The organism is Marinobacter sp. M3C (assembly GCF_023311895.1).
Lineage (GTDB): Bacteria > Pseudomonadota > Gammaproteobacteria > Pseudomonadales > Oleiphilaceae > Marinobacter.
The window spans coordinates 2,727,076-2,744,147 of the sequence record NZ_CP092284.1 but is presented as its reverse complement, the minus strand read 5'-3'; the positions used below and the strand labels follow the sequence as shown (position 1 = coordinate 2,744,147).

The window sequence follows — 17,072 nt, the reverse complement described above, 5'->3', positions numbered from 1 at the left end:
TCTACAAAACCAGGAGCGATTCATTCTGGCCCCTATAATTGTCATCCCGAATCGGATGGTAGTGTTCGAGTGTGAGACTCCGCCTATGTTGGCGGCTTTCAGGTGGGAACGGCTACAAGGCTGATGAGGTGCCCGTCCTCTAGGTCGAACTGGCCGTCGAGCTCACGACCGCTACACCATTCAGCGGATAGGTCAGTCAATAGGCGTAGCCGAGCATGACCATCGGCACCCCATTCCAACAGCTCGGCGTGTTCGAAATAGAAGTACTTGCCAGTCAGCGGGTAGAGCGCCTTGAAGAGGCTTTCTTTGAGCGAAAAAGTCAGCGTCACGCCGAATGCCACCTCCTGCGGGGCCAAGCGTCGCAGCTCACGAGGGGTGAGAATCTCTGCGGCCAGTTGGATAGCCTGTTCCTCACCTAGCAGATTTTCTATGTCGAGGCCGAGGCCGCGCCAGTCAGCGCAACGGGAGACAATCGCAGCAGCACAGCCGCCGGCATGGGTGATTGAGCCACAGAGGCCGGCGGGCCAGACCGGCGCGCGACTCTCGCCAAGGCCAGGCGTCTCGCCCCGTCCAGTGAGGTGGGCGATGCCGGCGCGGGCGCAAAGGCGCCCAGCAAGGAACTCCGCGCGGCGCTTGACGGCCGCTCGCTGGATGCTAGCGGGCTGCTCGACAGCATAGTGGGCAAAGGCTTCGTCCGCTAGGCGAGTCGGATCGAAGCTCGTGCTATACAGGAGCGCGCCCGGCAGACTCTGCGGCAGAGACCAGCGCACTTGCGGCGGGGACAGGAAATTGTCAGTGCTATGTATGTCTAGAGTTTTGCCCGTAGAACACTCGTAAATCAGCATTGAGGCACCTAGAGTGGATGCGTCTGCAAGACTTGCTGGACGCGTTATCGCTCACCTGGCGAGGGTCACACTTGGAAATTTAAGCATTGGTACACGCATTCCAAGCAGTTCGCCAGTAGTCAGCGTCATAGAATTTACGTAAATTGCATTTCCTGCCTATTTATAAATCATTTCTGGTGTTTCACCGGAAAGTCCAACGGCTCTTGCTCAACGCCTAGGGGCTGATGAATTCGTGCTCTATAAAAGATCGACTGTAGGCACTGCACCAACTTGAACACCCTGCTGGTCCAACCTGACACGCGAAACCGGAAAGGTCTGAACAGCCTGCTGCGCAAATTGATACAGCTGGCGCGGATGGGCCGTCGCGATTGATCGAATTCCACAATGCCAAGCGCGTCAGCCACCACCCTGTAGGCAACACTCACAACCTGTGCAACTTGATTGGTCTCGTCCAACGCTCAAATCACCTGTCGGGAATGTCGATGGCTCCGCAGGCCGTCCAGTATTGTAAGCGTGAGGATGCATCATCTTTCAGGTTGAGTGAGGACAGCATGGTAAGCAGGCAGATTACGATTGAGGACTGGGATGGTGATGGCGGCATCCGTATAACACCGGCATCAAATCGACGCTTGCGAAGCAAGCAGCTCACCGAGCCGAATCGCTCAACACGCTCCAACCACCGATAGACAGTCGCCACCGAGACAAGCAGCTCATCCGCAACCACTTTGACGTGCGCCGCCGTTCGCGACGGCAGACCTACCAGGGATGCAAGGATCCTGTAGCGCTCCATGGCAACTTGCCAATCATCCTCTGGGATGGAAACCAGATCTCGGCGCTCAGCTTCCTGGTCAGCGGCTTCCAAATTAATCGCTCTGCTCATCTCTTGCCCTTAGGTGTCAGCTGGCACAGTGAATGGTGTGCCATTTGCCAGTTTGGCACTGTTTAGACAGTGCCATATCCGCCTTCAGTGTCACGCTAGCAGTCTAGCAAATAAAAGGGCCCGACCCCCCAACCCCGCTCACATCAGGGTGTTGCACGGATACCAAAGCCCAGTCGGCAACGCTGGCACCGATCTTGCCCGTTTATTCACCACTCCTCACCTAAAAAGTGGAATTATGAAATGAAAAATCAAATGCAGAAAGGTTTTACCCTGATTGAACTGATGATCGTTTTGGCGATCATTGGTATTTTGGCCGCAGTGGCCATTCCGGCTTACCAGGATTACATTGCCCGCGCTCAAGTGTCTGAAGTTTTTTCTATGACTAGTGGAATGAAAACCACCATTTCAGAATACGGCCAAATCAATGGCGCCTATCCAGGTACAACCATAGCCACAACACCCTCAAACACTGATCTAACAGTTGCAGGGCAATATGCAGATGCATTTGTTGGGGATGGCAATGGTGTTATTACTGTCACGTTGAAAGGTGCTGGAACTGTTAACGCTAATATTGCGGGTGGCATTTTGACTTTGACGCCCCCAGCCATTAACACCAGTCCGACTGCATTTGAATTCACGTGTGCAGTCACTAGAGGTATCGATCTCAAATATCTGCCGAATAATTTCACGTAATAGGTTGTTAAGTTACTGATTAGTTAAAGATCAGTGTTCATCTAACCCAATACTCAAAGGCCCGATGGTTTCGATCCCGGGCTTTTGTCATTTCTGAGGCGAGTATTCTGCACCATGTTCATGCCAGCAGGCTGGCAATAAAATAGTATATCCTATCGGGTTATCATCAAGCCCAGAGCTGATGCGGGCAACACCAAACCTGCCTTAAAGCGGCTCCATAGCCCGCCACAGGTGCGCGTTTTCAACGACCTTGCGCTGCGCTCTTAACTTGAAAGATGCTGGTATTTCAGCCTGTGACAGCGCACAAAAGCAGAACTACTCCTGAAACAAATCAGCATGTGTGCCAGTTCTGGCCAACTGCAACTCCTCACCGTCCACTCGGTACAGCAGCAACCAGTCCGGCTCAATATGTGCGTCCCGATAGCCCTTCCAGTTACCGCGCAACGGGTGATCCTGATACGCCTCGGGCAACGGCGTCTGGCGCATCAGCAGGCTGAGCAACAGGTTTGGTTGTTTTCTATAGGTGTCGATAGTTATATATGTATAAAAGCCAATATTCTATATATGTCGGCACGGATATGCATAGAAAATTGAGAAAACTATACATGACGGTGGTTGTTCCGCTTTTTTTCGCCAACTCAGCTTTGGAACGATGACCTATGTCGATAAAACGTCATTAAATCGACATAGATTGAAGCAATGTCGATGGAATCAACACAGCTTCATCACGCCGACTGCAACGGCCACATGGCATCGTTCAACTCCTCCAGCACCACGTCCAGCTAATCCCCCAGTACTTTGTCCATGCGTTTGGCGCCGCCGTCTTCGGCGAAGCGGTTGTTGACAAAATCCCGGTCAATGATCACTTCGTGCACCAGTTGTTTGGCCAGGCGGTCCAGCCATTTGCGCTGAGCGGAGGTCCAGCTGTGGCGGGTGTAGATGTTGTCTATGGCGTGTGCCACGCGCTGTTCGAAGGGAATCAGCGCCTCGCCCAGGGCGGCGCGGCGGATGTGGCCGATGATGCTGGCGGCTATGTCTTTGTTGGTTTGGTTGCGCACGGCGCTTTGCAGGTGCGCTTCGGAGTAGCCGTGGTTGTCAAGCAGCAGTTTTACTTCGCGCAGCTGCTGACGGGTCAGGTCGCGGGGTTTGTTGACCACCACGGCCAGGGCCGCTGACTGGTTCAGCTGTAGGTTGATGAACTGGCTGAATTCGTCCAGATAGTCTTCGGGCTTTTTATGCTTGCCGTAGCGTAACTATTCAGCTCATATCTGCCACGATCATTAAAACTGAGCCTCTTCTGTATCCATAAACGCAGGATTTTTCCCCTGAAAGAGTAACGCCAACGCCTCTGTGGCTGACATCCCCTGCTTACGACACGTCGACAGGTAACTGCGAACCCGGCAAAAGATCTTCGCCCCCTCCATGGATCGAAAACAACCGGATATCTTTTGCTGCACTTTCGTCATGCGCAGGTCGTTCTCACCCTGATTATTGGTGAAAGGGACGTACTCGACATCCATGAAACGCAGGACGTCGTGCTCGAAGTGTCGCAACCTCTCCAGTAAGTTTCGGGCTTTTGATCGTTTTAGCCGGCCTCGTTTTCCTTCCTCTCGCGGGCTCTCATCGGGAGGTGGACATTCGCTATCTGCCTCTTCAAGAAGTCGTCGATAGCGCTGTCGCCACGGGTCAGCGTCGGTGGCTGGCAAGCGGCCACCGGCATCTGCTATCTCCCCCTTTCTGGAGGACTTCTCTCGGTTCGGATCTGAGGAGGGCGGCTTGCTGCTGTTTTTGCTATTGAGTGTGGTGCGGTTGAGGAGCATCGCCACCAAAAGGAGCAACACCTCCAGTGCTGCCTTGAGTGAAGGCGACAGATCGCGCTCTTTCTCGAGAAGTTTTTTGACGGATCCGATCGCCGAATCAACGTCAATATTTTCTATCTTCAATGTCTGCCCGCACCTGGATGGCTTTGTGAGGCGTCCATTATCGCAGGGGGTTTCAGAGCGACATTTTTGGCTCTGAGGGCCATTCTGAGGCGATTAAAAAGCTGAGGCCGTCCCGTGATCGAAATCGGTTAGTAGAGCCCTTCAGCAGACCTTATGCCGTCGGCTATGGCCTGCGTGGTGGCATCGGTACGAATGCCGATAAAGCGGGAAGATTCAAGCAAAAACCCTGTCAAGAACTTTCGCAGTTTTTTTGAGCTGAATAGTTACGAAATTTTTACCGGTGCCTCAGAACAGCGAGCTGAGAAAACCGATGGCCACCATCGAATAAAAGGCAGCGCAAATCAGCCCGAACGATTTACGGGTACGGGCGAAAAACCGTTCCGCCGAATGCGCGGAGAAGGCCAGTGCATAAGTGCAGAAAATCACGCCCCCCAAAACCGCACAGCTCGCCACCAGGACAAAACTGGCCCAGATCGGCGCGCTGGCACTCAGCCCGACAGTGGTCACGGTGAACCAGGTCAAGGTCGCCTTGGGGTTGGTCAAGTGAATGCCCAGCCCTTGCAAATAGAAGCCCAGGTTGCGCGTCTGTTTTTCCTGCGTACGCGCCACGATCACGGCGTTGCGCGCCAGCGCACCGCGGATCGACTTCCAGGCCAGGAAGAACAGATAGCAGGCGCCCAATATCTTCAACCACACCAGCACCTGCGTATTGGACATCAACAGCGCTGAGACGCCGGCAGCCGTCATTGCACCCCAGCACAACGACCCGGAAATGACCCCGGCGGCCAACGCCAGGCCCGGTGTGCGCCCGTAATTGAGCGAGGTATTGGCAATCGCCAGGTTGCCTGGCCCCGGGCTGGCGGTGCCGATCACGTAAACCCCCAGTGCGGCAGCGAAACTCGAAAACTCAAACATAGGACCCTCTCATACCCATCGCGTCAGCGCCCACGTGCAGACGCAACGACGATGCGGTCTCGGCCCGCGCTACGTGGAAGCGCGTGACATCGATAATCTGCCCGCTGTCGACCGAAGACGCCAAGTGATGGCAGGTTGAATGTAAGCGCCAATAAATCAGCACCTACATTCCAGCTCGCCGATTGCACACACTGACCTCCTCACCCATTCCATGAGGAATCAGCATGACCCCAACCGAACGAGCACACGCCTGGCAGCAGCATATCACTGACTGGCAAGCCTCCGGCGTGTCCGGCAGCGCTTACGGTACACCGCGCCTATCACTTGCAGTCCGTCCTGCAGCCACGAGTATTGCCGGAAAATGGCCCCGGCGCCCAGCCCGACTGCCACCAACATTAACGGAAAACCGATGTTGATCCCTGCCAGATGCCGCATCGTGCGGCCCATCCCGAAATTCGCCCCCGATGACATCAACATCACGTTGTTAGGCCCTGGCGTGACGCATGTGGCGATCACGAACAAAATGATCGAGTAGTAATCGAGGCTCTGCATCGTCATGCTCCATCGATCAGCGTCAGCGGCGCCAGTTGCGGAGCTGTATAGGGCATATCATCCCAAGGCGTCGAGGTGTATTACAGATACAGCAGTGATGAATTTTTTAAATACAGACTGCCTTTTTTTGTATAAAAATTTCAAAAAACCCCCTATCTGTCGCTTTTCAAGCAACAGACGAAAAGCTACAGTCAGAGCTATGACTCTTTATCTGAACCTCGCCGAATCCATCAGCAGCCGCATTGAGCAGGGCCTGTACGGGCCTGGCGAGCGCCTACCCTCTGTACACCGCCCTTAGCCATGAGCACGGTGTCAGCCTGACAACCGTGCAACAGGCCTACCGTGTATTGGAATGTTCCGGGCTGGCGATACCGCGCGCCAGGTCGGGCTACTTCGTTCCTGCCGACAGGCGAGTGGCGCCATTACCGCAAATGGACCGTCCGATCTTGCGGCCGGTGAACATTTCCCAATGGGACATGGTTCGGGAGCTGATGCGCTTCGATCAGAGTACCAGTACCGTTCAGTTGGGTTGCGGCATGCCGGATGTAACCGCGCCCACCCTCAAGCCGCTGCTGACCACAATGGCCCGTATCAGCCGGCGCAGTGACAGCGCAAGCCTGCAGTACAACCACATCCAGGGCGTATTGGCATTGCGTGAACAAATCGCTCGGCTGTCCATTGATTCGGGCTGCAGCCTGACCCCGGCCGACATAATCGTCACCAGCGGTTGCCAGGAAGCCCTGTCTACCGCCATACGCGCGGTTTGCGTGCCCGGCGACATCGTTGCCATTGCCTCGCCGAGCTACCACGGCATCACGCAAATTCTCAAGGCCGCCGACCTCAAGGCACTGGAGATTCCCACCGGAACCTGTCACTGGCATCAACCTGGAAGCCTTGGAAATGGCCATGGAGCAATGGCCGATCAAAGTTATCCAAGTGACGGCCAACTGTAACAACCCCCTGGGCTACATCATGCCCGACGATCGCAAGCTCAAGCTTGTCCGCCTGGCCCAGCGTTTTGACGTGCCGATCATTGAAGACGATATCTATGGTGATCTATCATATCGCTATCCGCGGCCGCGCTCACTGAAGTCCTTTGATGAGGACAATCGGATTCTGCTGTGCAGTTCATTTTCCAAGACAGTGGCACCCGGCCTTCGGGTCGGCTGGATCGCCCCGGGACGCTACCTGCCACAGGTGCTGCACATGAAATACATTGGCTCGGGCGCCACGGCGACACAACCCCCGTTAGCGGTTGCCGAATTCATCGCCAAGGGCAATTACCTCCAGCACCTGCGCCGTATGTGCAAACAATACAAGCGCAACGGCGACCTGATGAGCGAATGGGTCAACCGCTATTTCCCGGCGGGCACCCGAGTCAGCCAACCCCAAGGGGGGTTTACGCTGTGGATCGAGCTGTCGGAAGAGTTCGACAGCTATGCCCTCAATCGCCTGTTGGAAGCCCAGAACGTACAAGTGGCGAGCGGCAATATTTTCTCGGCGGCGGGAAAATATCGTAACTGCATTCGGATGAACTTCGCCAACCTGCCCACTCGCAAAATGGAGATGGCGGTGCTGAAGGTCGGTCGGACCATCGGCCAACTCATGGAGCAGGAGCCGAGCGACCTCCGCGTCGGGACAGCAGGAACAACAATAGCGGCGAATACCTGACCTGTGGCAAGCGGCCTTTCCACAAGTACGAAATGCACGCTCAACTACATGGTATTGCAGCCACGCGATCGAGGTTTCATGTTGGGCGTGCCTAATGTTCTGAGTTAGAAATTTGCCCCTCTGAAAATGGGGGGACTACCGGCCCATCTCTATACCCTGGTGAATTTCCCAGCACCATAGATCAGGGCCTGGCATAGCCGCCGCGAGATATCCTGCCAACGCTGCTGAAGCGCTTCCTGCAGCGCTTCCTGTAGCGAGGTCTTCACGAACCCCACCTTCTGTCGAGAACATGCGACTGCGTAGCAAGCCCAGGGCGAAGGTTGCGCATTCGCACCATGTCGCACGAATCGCTGAGTAACGTCACGTATCGCGAAGGAGTTTGCGGAATTGTGCCGGCGTTCGGCCGGTCTGATTACGGAAAACGCGGGTCAGATGGCTCTGGCTCGAAAAGCCACAATCAACGGCAATTTCTGCAATCGGTGTGTCCGAGCGCAGCCGCTGCTTCGCACGACGTACTCGCTGCCCGGTAATCCACGCGTGGGGTGGGTAACCACGCACGAGACGGAACATCCGATGAAAGTGAAACTCGGACATGTTAGCCAGCAGCGCAAGGTCATTAAGATGAATGGTCGTGGCGAGATAGGCTTCGATATAATCCTCCACTCGGCGCAATACATGAGGCGCGAGACCCCCGAGGAGGCGTGCCTTGCGACCTGGAAGCACCCCGATCAGATCCGTCAGTGCGCCTTCCGCGTGAAGGATGTTGTTCGACATTGCGGCGCGGGCGAGTTCGGCAAGCGGTTGCGCGACGTTTGGCTTATCGACGAAGTTGGCCTCGATGAGATCAAGCTGGCGGGCGTCGCAGTCATGGGTTTCTGAAAACATACTGCGCAGCCTTTCGTCTGAAAGGTAGAGATGAACGAATCGGAACCGTTTGGTGATCTCCCACTCCGAACTTTGTCCCGCAGGCATGATGCAGACTGCGCCGGGCCATCCGGATACCTTGCCAGCATCAAGCCGTCGGGTTCCTGTCCCACCCTTCAGGTACAGACTGAGGGTATGATTATGCGGTGCTTCGTATCGTACGTGATCGTTCTGGTTTTCCCAGATTGCGACACTGCACCCCGCGCCCAGGCTCATCTTGGTGGCGAGATTTGCGGCGTTTGAGCGGCCAAGGAAATGTTCAACTGTTCGAAGCATGATTCAAGCTTACCAAAGCATAATCGCAATGGGTTAATTCATAAAAAAATACCGCAAGAATGTGCAAAACTCGAATACGAAAAGAGGTTAGCGTAGTGCCATCAAGAGAAAGTTGAAGGCCTACTATGAACAATATAACGCTGTTTATAACCACTGTTCTCATTTGGGGGACTACCTGGATCGGTATCGCGGCACAGATCGGTGAGGTACCGATCATCGTGTCCATCTTTTTCCGTTTCGCGCTGGCTGGGCTGATCATGCTGGCTGGGCTCGCGCTGATGCGGCGGCTTAAGCGCCCGACCATCTGGCGTTTCGTTGTTCTTCAGGCCCTTTGCCTATTCTGTTTCAATTTCATCGGTCTTTACAAAGCCTCCGCGCTGATCCCGTCGGGGCTGGTGTCGATTGTCTTCTCGCTGGCGTCAATCTTCAATGCGATCAACGCACGGTTGTTCTTTAGCGATCGGATCACCGTGCAGACGATCCTTGCCGGCAGCGTAGGCGCGACCGGATTGGTGCTAATCTTCTGGGCCGACCTCGTTGCCAGCTTCGACATCGCCACGCTTCAGGGAATCGGCTGGGCCACGTTTGGAACGCTGATGTTCTCTTTCGGGAATATGGCATCGCGGCGAAACAGCGGCCTGGGCATCACACCGGTCAGCGCCAACAGCTGGGGCATGGGCATCGGTGCACTCGCACTGATGGGTTTAATCCTGGCGAGCGGGCAGCCAGTGATCCTCTCGACGAAGCCGGTTTACTGGATGGCGCTGGTCTATCTTGCGATGATCGGGTCAGTGGTCGGCTTCACCACCTACCTCGTGCTTGTTGCACGGATCGGATCAGCACGGGCGGGCTATGCGACCGCGTTATTCCCGATCGTCGCACTCGCAATCTCGACCGTGTTCGAAGGCTACAACTGGACACCACCCGCCATGATCGGGGTCGCCCTGATCCTTGTAGGGAACGTGATCATGTTCTGGCGTCCCCGCAAGCGCGGCATCGACGAGCTTTCAAGAACGCCCGGACATCCGGTGACGCCCACCCAGGCGGTGGCAGTGATCCGGGAAGACGCAATTCGCTAATACAGACGAGGGGCTAGTCGGCGATTGATCGTCGGAGCCAAGTTGCTCCTCTACGTGACAGCCGAATGATCATAGAGTATTCCTAGTTTGGTACGGTTTCTTCGCCACTAATCGCTAAACTCGGGCTGCCCTTGGCTAAGTGGAGCATAACGGCATCGTATAGTTGGCCGCATATAGCGTTACTGCTTTTGTTTGGGCTTGCTAGTTTCACGTTCAAAGATGGCAGCCGTGGGAGCCAGTGCTGACTATCAAGAACTTTGAGCGTGGAAGGTATTGTCGATCTGGGCAGTGCAGAAATTACGGCTCCGCTTTCCACCGCCGCCACAAGCCCCCCATAGCTGTAGGTCTCGAACTCAACTCGATACTCACGTCTCGCACCTTTGAGCGCACTGAGCATGATTTCTCTGTCAGGACAGCCGTTCTCAAACAAAGCTACGGGCACCGTATTTTGTTGCCAAGCTAACGATTGTCTGGCACATACCCATTCTAACGGTTCGACCCTGATGGGCTCTGCGTTGATGTCAGAAGGACAATGCTGAGCCAGAGCAATATCGAACTCCCCTTTTTTATAACGCTCCCAGATACCGGTGCTAAAGCTGCAATCCAAAGTGACTTGCACGTTGGAAAACTGGCATTTCCAATGCTCAAGTAGTCCTGGTAATAGACAACTTGCATAACAATCGGTGGTGGCGAATCGAATGATTTGTCGGCCAACGGTGTTCTGCGTCAACCACAACTCAGCTTCATCGTTTGCGGTGACAACCTTTTGCGCCCTCAGGTAGAAGGCCATGCCTTTTTCAGTGAGGGTGACGCCATTCGGATTCCGTTGAAGCAACGGCGCGCCAACCTGGCGCTCAAGCTGCTGAACTTGCCAACTGACAGTAGACTGGGCCAGGAAGAGTCTCTCTCCCGCCCGCGAAAAACCGCCCGTATCTGCAACATATATAAATGTGCGTAGCTGATCCAAACTCCATTTCATTTTGATGCCTCCTATGGCCGGCTCGTCTCAGCTGCCTAATGTGCGCATATTGGGGGAGGGCAGAAGCGGCAATCGAATGAATAAAAAGGAACTCTGATTGAGTATCGAATAAGTTGATACCCCCAGACAAGTTTTTTCGTTTCCAACTTACCTGTGTCCCTTTGTACGCTCTGCCCCACTTGCTCTGGAAACAAACACATGGAAGCGACTATGACAATGATGACGAGTTCCCTTGGCAACAGAAGTTTGGGCGGAGTTGCTCACGCAGATCTCTCAAAAATGCTCCCCCCTCAATGTTATACCCAGGGCGAATGGTTTGAACGCGAACTGCATGCTATTCATTTTCCAGCATGGCATTTTGTCTGCTTGTCGTCTTCTATTCCTGATACCGGAAGTTTTGTAACACGTCGGTTCTTGGAACGCAGTGTCATCGTTGTTCGTAGTGAAGACGGTACAATCAGAGCATTTCTGAACACCTGTAGGCATCGGGCAGCTCCTTTAACAACACAAAAATGTGGGAAAAACGCCCAGTTTAAATGCCCTTTTCATGAGTGGACTTATGACACATCTGGCAATTTGATAAGCGCTCCCGGTTTGGGAGGGTGCGTGACTAAAAGTGACCTTCCAGGGCTAAACCTCAATTTGGTGAGCGTTCAATGTGAAGTCACAGCAGGCTTGGTGTTCATTAACCTGAATGACGAAAACGAGGTCCCGCTTGACGCCTATCTCGGCAACTACATCGACAAAGTCGCCCTCCCACACCAAATCCAGAGAATGCACTGTGTTCAAGAAAAGGCTTACACACTGACGACGAACTGGAAGCTGTACATTGAGGTAGATATGGAAACCCTCCATACGAACTTCATCCACAGTCGGTCGATTGGCAGTCAACCGGTTAGGCCGATAGAGCACGATCACAATTGGTTTGGTGTCTACCATAAAAATTCGCTTTCGCCAGCGCTATTCCCTGAAAAGCGCAACCTCGCCTTTTCACCACCCCGTGACATTATTGGCGAAGCCGCAGAGGGTACCCATTTCTGCGTCATTATGCCGGGCTTCTTCATTGTAACCGCACCAGAAGTCATGTGGTGGATTCAGAAGATACCCATTTCAGCCACTCGCACTAGTGTCAATGTTGGTTACGCGTTCCATGAGGAAACGCTGGCTCGAAGCGATTTCAATGATATTGCTCCGCTCTATTTCGAACGTCTTGATCAGGTGATTCTTGAGGATGATCAGATTTGCGAGTACCAACTGGAAGGATTGAGCAACCAAGTGCAGGGACACTACACACCGGTTGAACCGATTGCTGCTTACTTCTCAGCGCTCGTTGGGTCAAGACTGAGGGAAGCGGGGTATGAATAGCACTCGTCCCGTTGCTGGGGCGCCCCTTTTGATTCCGACGAGCTGGCTTAAATGGGGAGGCTGGTGCCTGCTTGTTAGCATCTTCATCAATGGCTTCTTTTTCCGTTTCGCACCCGCGACATTGTCAGGGAGTATGCAGCAAGAGCTCAGTTTGACAGCCACTGCACTCGGTATTGTGGCATCAATGCACTTCTGGGTTTACACACTGATGCAGGTGCCCGCTGGCATTTTTACCGACTCGGTTGGGGTACGAAATGGTGGGCTTATCGGGGGGGCTGTAACGTCGATAGGTGCTTTTTGTTTTGGTTTTGCCCCAAATCTAATGGTTTTGCTCGTGGGGTCAGCTCTGATGGGGCTTGGGTTATCTGCAGTTTTCGTCGCCCTGATGACTTACAACGCTACTTGGTTTTCCTCAGATCGCCATTCGCTCGTCATGGGCACAACTATGCTTCTGGCTGCACTGGGGAGTGTGATAGCGCAGAGCCCGACCGCGCATCTACTGAACTGGTTCAGCTGGAGAGATATTGTTCTCTTTTTTGGTGGCCTGACGTTTTTGGCCTCCGCCGGTCTTGTTGTTTTTTGTCAAGATGCCCCTAAGCGAAGACAAGAGCACTCACCGAAAGCCAAGGCAACAGTACATCAACTACTGCAGGGAAATCGGCGCGTACTGCGATCCAGCCAAGTATGGCTGCTTTTTCTTTGTGTAGCTGCCACTAATGGAACGCTCTATGCGTTTCTAGGATTGTGGGCTGCGCCACTCTTAATAGACGGCTTCGGCCTGCAACCTACACAAGCCGCACAGTATGCAACTATTGCACTTATTGTTTACGGTGTGGGCTCTTTATTTGCAGGGTGGGCAGCTGATCGTATTGGAGCGAAGAAGCCGGTAATTGTTGCGGCAGCACTGATATCGGCGACTGTATGGGGCGTAATGGCCTTTGCTGAATGGAGTCCTGGGTGGGGGGCAATGGTTCTGTTTGTACTGTTGGGACTCTCAGGAGGACAGGTAAGCGTCATTTTTGCGGCCACCAAGGAGGCGGTAGCCCTGCAGAACGTCGGGTTTGCAACAGCGCTTGTAAATATGGGCGCATTTTTGGCAGCAGCTTTGGTTCAATCGGGCTTTGGCGTAATTCTGGATATCGTGAATGTCGCAGAAAAACAAACTGGCCCAAGTCTTCAGAGTTATCAATTCGCGTTGATTCTGCCCTTAACCATAAGCGGGCTGGGGGTAATAGCATCTTTGTTTTTGAGAGACCGCACACACACATGATAGCTTCTTGGTCTTGTTCGATAACCCTTCCTACACTGGTTAGCGGCGCAGTACGAATACCAGACGGAAAACACAGCGGAAGGCTTTTGGTTCGTTACGAGACACCGTGCCCTCATTGGACTCCGCCTCGCTGGATGCGTCGAACAGGAATTGTTGACGAAATTATTGTTTGCTGTGGATTCAACTACACCATGGCGAGTATATTCGACATGGAGCGTGTCCGTCCGGAATGCGATAAGGCCGGTAAATATTGCCTGCTCAACTCAAGATGGGAATCCATTAACGAACCCAATTTATACTTCATTGGTGCCCCGACGCGCATAAATGATCCAGACGCTGCATCCGGCTTCGTCCATGGGTTCCGCTGCAACATACAGGCACTTGGTCATCTCATCGCCGAACAGCAGGGCATGCCACTTGAGCCCCTATTCGTATGCACACTACCATCGAACGAAGCTTCGAGTGGGCTTACCTCTCTCGCCGAATACCTGGTCAGTATGGTTAGTACTACAATGCCATTGTTCGAGCTTTACAGTTATTTCGGCAGCATGGTTACGTTCGAACGCGATGATGGCACCGGTGCTGTACATGTCAAGGTTTGGCCACCATTTCCACGTCAATATAATCGAGAGCGATGGGATGGGACCAAAACTTACGTAGAGGTTGTGTTCGAGTACGGTTTCTCTCGCTATGGTGATGGGACGCTGCCAACACATTACTTTACGCTTCCCGCAGATCATTTTGATTCATCCAGAAGTGTTTATATCCACCCTGTTTTCCACGTCTTCCGTGACGGCGTCGAAGTGGACCAGTTCCATATACAGGAGAGCTTGATAGGCCGGTGGGATCTCGACGACTACGTAGATGAGGAAACCAACCCGGATCAATATAAGAATGTTGCTTTCAACGCTTGTGCGTGTGCGCTTGGGCTTAATGAGCGGCGAAGCATGCTGCCCGTGTTAGATGAATTTTTAGATAATTGCTATCCGCTAATGACCGATAAAGAGGTAGTAGAGGCGCTTAGCATACAACCGACATTGGCGTTGCTCTCGAAGGTTAACCAAATAGGGAACTGAGACAATAGGCTGCTGTCCCGATCATAAACATGATGAGCATGGGCAGCACGCATATCGGAGGTAATATTTACATGCAAGATATTGGGGTATCCGTCAGTGGGTTGCTGGGGCTAATTATAACCAGCTCGATACTCATTGCTGTACCTGGCCCAAGCATCATGCTTTTTATTGGGCAAGTTATCATGAAGGGTAGAAATCATGCGTTACGTGGTGTGATCGGCAATGCAATTGGCATGTTGAGCATTGCGGTACTTCTTTCGTTTGGACTTGGTCCTCTTATATTGAAGTCCGATTTTGCTTTGTCTGCTATCAGAATGCTGGGTGCGATCGCCTTGCTGCTTATTGGTATAGGGTATCTTGTAGCTTCGAAAGCGGCGAGTCGGGTTGCAGCCGAACAGCCAACAAGGAGAAAATCACCGCTCACTGAAGGTGTAATAGTCAGTATAACCAACCCCAAGGCTTTCATCATGTTCGGAACTATAGTTCCGAGCTTTCTCAGCGACAATCTTGCGAGCCCCACGAGCCTCCTTATCATGTACTCGATGATACCTATCGTGTTGGGAATTGTGATCGATAGCGTGTGGGTTGTAGTTGCTCACAGTGCAAGTTCCCGCCTTTTTTCCAACGCAGACGGTGTCAGAATGGTAAACCGTATCGGAGGCGGCTTAATTATTCTGATGGCCTTTATATTGGCACGCGAGGCTATTTCCGGTTTTTGGCACTAAGTGCAAGTACAGTGACAGTCTGAACTCAAACATGCTGGGCATGTCGTTGGCTCAAATGGGGCTTGACTGCCACTGCAGATTTTCGGCTCTTGGCGTAATTCAAAGAATGAGAAAATCTAAGGAAGGAGTGAATATGTACCTGAGGCGAATCCGTGTCTTGATGGAGCGGTAGAACTCCACCGCAGGCATGCTATAAAGAAAAAGCTGAATTTGGTGCAATAATTCTTCCGGCTTTTCTTCGATAACCAAGAGTCCGGCATCGCGTATTGTGTGAAAGATCGAGCCCGGTATCATCTCGTGAAAGCGCTCTCCTCTGGCGATGCGCCAATCTTTAATGCGATCAACGCACGGTTGTTCTTTGGCGATCGGATCACCGTGCAGACGATCCTTGCCGGCAGCGTGGGCGCGACCGGATTGGTGCTAATCTTCTGGACCGACCTCGTTGCCAGCTTCGACATCGCCACGCTTCAGGGAATCGGCTGGGCCACGTTTGGAACGCTGATGTTCTCTTTCGGGAATATGGCATCGCGGCGAAACAGCGGCCTGGGCATCACATCTGTCAGCGCCAACAGCTGGGGCATGGGCATCGGTGCGCTCGCACTATTGGGCTTCATCTTGGCGAGCAGGTAGGTGGTAGGCTTTACCACCTACCTCGTGTATTCGGCGTCAACTATCCTGTGCGGTCCGCGATTGCCGAGTTTCCTTCAAAAGGCTTTTCGGCAAATACGTCGATCTGATAAATGGGCAACGTTATACTTTCACCGTCTATAAAAATAGTGCTAAGCGCAGTGGATTGCTTAAATAAACCTGCTAATACGACTTGTTGTACTGAATTAAGGATTAAAATAGCGAGCGACCAGTATGGAACTCGGAGGGATTACCCCCTAACAGAAACCCGCCATGGTGGCTTGGCGTTGACTTCTGAGTCCCGCTGCAAATGGGGTGATAACTGCTTACTTTCTTGGTTTTCGGCGAAAAATTCGATTATCGCACTTTCGACAGCTCTAATGGGATCGCCAGAATTTGTGTAATTGGCTGCTATGGAAATATCTACGTTACCCAGCTTAGGGAGAGTGCCAATGTTATCCAGGATGGACACGCCTTCCCCTAAAGCAATGTATGGGATGGCTGATATGGCAAAGCTATGCTCCACCGCTGAGAGTACGCCTGCCAGAGACGAGGCTGAGAAAGCTACTTCATACTCCAATCCGAAATTGTCCAACGCGCTCGTTATTAATGAACGATCAGAGCATCCCGTGGTGAAGCACGCTATTTTTAATTGCTCTGCCTCCCAGCAAAAATGCTCGTTTGGTGCAATCCAAACCATAGGAGAGGACAACAATAATCTACTGGAGATAGTCCTAGGGCAGTTCTGGGTCAACGCAATATCAATTTCCCCAGCAGAATAAGAGCGCCATATCTGCTCGCTATATCCTGATATGACCTCTATCGATAGGTTTGGCAGTGATTTTCGGCAGGAACGGAGCAAGCGCGGCACAAAGCTAGCTAAAAACGCGTCGCTGGTGCCTATTGTGACCTTTTGCTCTGTAGCCAACCCAGACAATTCGCTTATGGCAATCTCGTTTATTTCCACAATCTCACAAGCTCTTTTCAGAAGAATCTTGCCAGCGCTTGTCAGACTCACACCTTTGCTGTGCCTCTTAAAAAGTGAGGTCCCTACCTGTTGTTCAAGCTTCTTAATTTGCCAACTGATAGCTGACTGGACGCGGTGCCGGCGCAAAGCTGCCTTCGAAAAGCTACCTAATTCGGATACCGCGATGAAGCTGCGCAAACAATCGATATCGAGATCCATCTACTTTCTCCCATGTCACGAGGCTCGATCCCATCGAGCGACTTGATAGGCCCCTATCAAATTCCT

19 protein-coding genes and 1 pseudogene are annotated in these 17,072 nt (G+C 52.9%); 8 read left to right on the top strand and 12 right to left on the bottom strand.

Annotation, left to right across the window (positions count from 1 at the left end; genetic code table 11):
• Nucleotides 1-98: 98 nt before the first annotated feature.
• From MIH18_RS12970 to MIH18_RS12960, 3 genes are all read right to left on the bottom strand, one after another.
• On the bottom strand, nt 99-845 hold the full coding sequence (locus tag MIH18_RS12970; RefSeq protein WP_249012565.1) for a 4'-phosphopantetheinyl transferase superfamily protein: 747 nt from the start codon (nt 843-845) through the stop codon (nt 99-101).
• Nucleotides 846-1,012: 167 nt separating this feature from the next.
• On the bottom strand, nt 1,013-1,300 hold the full coding sequence (locus MIH18_RS12965) for a hypothetical protein (RefSeq protein WP_249012564.1): 288 nt from the start codon (nt 1,298-1,300) through the stop codon (nt 1,013-1,015).
• Between the two features lie 8 nt (nt 1,301-1,308).
• On the bottom strand, nt 1,309-1,725 hold the full coding sequence (locus tag MIH18_RS12960; RefSeq protein ID WP_249012563.1) for a hypothetical protein: 417 nt from the start codon (nt 1,723-1,725) through the stop codon (nt 1,309-1,311).
• Nucleotides 1,726-1,965: 240 nt separating this feature from the next.
• Here MIH18_RS12960 and MIH18_RS12950 point away from each other — a divergent pair, with 240 nt between their 5' ends.
• Nucleotides 1,966-2,418, top strand: coding sequence for a pilin (locus MIH18_RS12950; protein ID WP_283164718.1), 453 nt, complete (start codon nt 1,966-1,968; stop codon nt 2,416-2,418).
• A gap of 315 nt (nt 2,419-2,733) precedes the next feature.
• On the opposite strand, the gene MIH18_RS12945 is transcribed toward MIH18_RS12950, so the two are convergent.
• The 6 genes from MIH18_RS12945 to MIH18_RS12920 all read right to left on the bottom strand — a co-directional run bounded on the left by MIH18_RS12945 (nt 2,734) and on the right by MIH18_RS12920 (nt 5,828).
• Nucleotides 2,734-2,919, bottom strand: a complete 186-nt coding sequence (locus MIH18_RS12945) for a type II toxin-antitoxin system YafQ family toxin (protein WP_283164717.1) — start codon at nt 2,917-2,919, stop codon at nt 2,734-2,736.
• A 281-nt stretch (nt 2,920-3,200) separates the two neighbouring features.
• Nucleotides 3,201-3,635 carry a type I restriction-modification enzyme R subunit C-terminal domain-containing protein gene (locus tag MIH18_RS12940; protein ID WP_349293809.1) on the bottom strand — a complete coding sequence of 145 codons (435 nt, stop codon included), beginning with the start codon at nt 3,633-3,635 and terminating at the stop codon, nt 3,201-3,203.
• A 63-nt stretch (nt 3,636-3,698) separates the two neighbouring features.
• The gene (locus tag MIH18_RS12935; RefSeq protein WP_249012562.1) at nt 3,699-4,361 is read right to left on the bottom strand and encodes a transposase; all 663 of its coding nucleotides are present in this window, start codon (nt 4,359-4,361) and stop codon (nt 3,699-3,701) included.
• Nucleotides 4,362-4,646: 285 nt separating this feature from the next.
• Nucleotides 4,647-5,276, bottom strand: a complete 630-nt coding sequence (locus MIH18_RS12930; RefSeq protein WP_249006897.1) for a LysE family transporter — start codon at nt 5,274-5,276, stop codon at nt 4,647-4,649.
• A complete protein-coding gene (locus tag MIH18_RS12925) occupies nt 5,269-5,439 on the bottom strand; it encodes a hypothetical protein (RefSeq protein WP_249012561.1) in 171 nt (56 codons plus the stop codon). The genes MIH18_RS12930 and MIH18_RS12925 overlap by 8 nt, the downstream gene beginning before the upstream one ends.
• A 101-nt stretch (nt 5,440-5,540) precedes the next feature.
• On the bottom strand, nt 5,541-5,828 hold the full coding sequence (locus MIH18_RS12920) for a LysE family transporter (protein ID WP_249012560.1): 288 nt from the start codon (nt 5,826-5,828) through the stop codon (nt 5,541-5,543).
• A gap of 199 nt (nt 5,829-6,027) precedes the next feature.
• On the opposite strand from MIH18_RS12920, the pseudogene MIH18_RS12915 reads away from it, so the two are divergent.
• Nucleotides 6,028-7,499: pseudogene (locus MIH18_RS12915) on the top strand (PLP-dependent aminotransferase family protein).
• A gap of 360 nt (nt 7,500-7,859) precedes the next feature.
• On the opposite strand, the gene MIH18_RS12910 reads toward MIH18_RS12915, so the two are convergent.
• On the bottom strand, nt 7,860-8,699 hold the full coding sequence (locus tag MIH18_RS12910) for an AraC family transcriptional regulator (RefSeq protein ID WP_249006895.1): 840 nt from the start codon (nt 8,697-8,699) through the stop codon (nt 7,860-7,862).
• 125 nt (nt 8,700-8,824) lie between these two features.
• Between MIH18_RS12910 and MIH18_RS12905 the strand changes: the two genes are divergently transcribed.
• Nucleotides 8,825-9,778 (top strand): DMT family transporter, encoded by a 954-nt coding sequence (locus MIH18_RS12905; RefSeq protein ID WP_249006894.1) that lies wholly within the window; start codon nt 8,825-8,827, stop codon nt 9,776-9,778.
• An 82-nt stretch (nt 9,779-9,860) separates the two neighbouring features.
• Here the strand turns inward: MIH18_RS12905 and MIH18_RS12900 are convergent, their stop codons facing one another.
• Nucleotides 9,861-10,757: a LysR family transcriptional regulator gene (locus MIH18_RS12900; RefSeq protein ID WP_249006893.1), complete on the bottom strand. Its 897-nt coding sequence runs from the start codon at nt 10,755-10,757 to the stop codon at nt 9,861-9,863.
• A gap of 210 nt (nt 10,758-10,967) precedes the next feature.
• Here MIH18_RS12900 and MIH18_RS12895 point away from each other — a divergent pair, with 210 nt between their 5' ends.
• The 5 genes from MIH18_RS12895 (at nt 10,968) to MIH18_RS12875 (ending at nt 15,823) form a co-directional block, all read left to right on the top strand.
• Complete coding sequence (locus MIH18_RS12895; RefSeq protein ID WP_249012559.1) at nt 10,968-12,122, top strand: aromatic ring-hydroxylating dioxygenase subunit alpha; 1,155 nt, start codon at nt 10,968-10,970, stop codon at nt 12,120-12,122.
• Nucleotides 12,115-13,392, top strand: coding sequence for an MFS transporter (locus MIH18_RS12890; RefSeq protein WP_249006891.1), 1,278 nt, complete (start codon nt 12,115-12,117; stop codon nt 13,390-13,392). Before MIH18_RS12895 ends, MIH18_RS12890 begins: the two co-directional genes overlap by 8 nt.
• A gap of 209 nt (nt 13,393-13,601) precedes the next feature.
• A complete protein-coding gene (locus MIH18_RS12885; RefSeq protein WP_249012558.1) occupies nt 13,602-14,468 on the top strand; it encodes a hypothetical protein in 867 nt (288 codons plus the stop codon).
• 29 nt (nt 14,469-14,497) lie between these two features.
• Entirely contained in the window at nt 14,498-15,193 is a 696-nt protein-coding gene (locus tag MIH18_RS12880; protein ID WP_249006889.1) for a LysE family translocator, read from the top strand.
• A 297-nt stretch (nt 15,194-15,490) separates the two neighbouring features.
• Nucleotides 15,491-15,823: a hypothetical protein gene (locus tag MIH18_RS12875; RefSeq protein ID WP_249006888.1), complete on the top strand. Its 333-nt coding sequence runs from the start codon at nt 15,491-15,493 to the stop codon at nt 15,821-15,823.
• 247 nt (nt 15,824-16,070) lie between these two features.
• Here the strand turns inward: MIH18_RS12875 and MIH18_RS12870 are convergent, their stop codons facing one another.
• Nucleotides 16,071-17,006, bottom strand: coding sequence for a LysR family transcriptional regulator (locus MIH18_RS12870; protein ID WP_249006887.1), 936 nt, complete (start codon nt 17,004-17,006; stop codon nt 16,071-16,073).
• Nucleotides 17,007-17,072 lie beyond the last annotated feature (66 nt).

Coding starts and splice junctions, on each gene's coding strand:
- MIH18_RS12870 (WP_249006887.1), bottom strand. CDS start 17,006: ATGGATCTCGATATCGATTGTTTGCGCAGCTTCATCGCGGTATCCGAA.
- MIH18_RS12895 (WP_249012559.1), top strand. CDS start 10,968: ATGACAATGATGACGAGTTCCCTTGGCAACAGAAGTTTGGGCGGAGTT.
- MIH18_RS12890 (WP_249006891.1), top strand. CDS start 12,115: ATGAATAGCACTCGTCCCGTTGCTGGGGCGCCCCTTTTGATTCCGACG.
- MIH18_RS12930 (WP_249006897.1), bottom strand. CDS start 5,276: ATGTTTGAGTTTTCGAGTTTCGCTGCCGCACTGGGGGTTTACGTGATC.
- MIH18_RS12970 (WP_249012565.1), bottom strand. CDS start 845: ATGCTGATTTACGAGTGTTCTACGGGCAAAACTCTAGACATACATAGC.
- MIH18_RS12950 (WP_283164718.1), top strand. CDS start 1,966: ATGAAAAATCAAATGCAGAAAGGTTTTACCCTGATTGAACTGATGATC.
- MIH18_RS12905 (WP_249006894.1), top strand. CDS start 8,825: ATGAACAATATAACGCTGTTTATAACCACTGTTCTCATTTGGGGGACT.
- MIH18_RS12960 (WP_249012563.1), bottom strand. CDS start 1,725: ATGAGCAGAGCGATTAATTTGGAAGCCGCTGACCAGGAAGCTGAGCGC.
- MIH18_RS12920 (WP_249012560.1), bottom strand. CDS start 5,828: ATGCAGAGCCTCGATTACTACTCGATCATTTTGTTCGTGATCGCCACA.
- MIH18_RS12900 (WP_249006893.1), bottom strand. CDS start 10,757: ATGAAATGGAGTTTGGATCAGCTACGCACATTTATATATGTTGCAGAT.
- MIH18_RS12885 (WP_249012558.1), top strand. CDS start 13,602: ATGGAGCGTGTCCGTCCGGAATGCGATAAGGCCGGTAAATATTGCCTG.
- MIH18_RS12910 (WP_249006895.1), bottom strand. CDS start 8,699: ATGCTTCGAACAGTTGAACATTTCCTTGGCCGCTCAAACGCCGCAAAT.
- MIH18_RS12880 (WP_249006889.1), top strand. CDS start 14,498: ATGATGAGCATGGGCAGCACGCATATCGGAGGTAATATTTACATGCAA.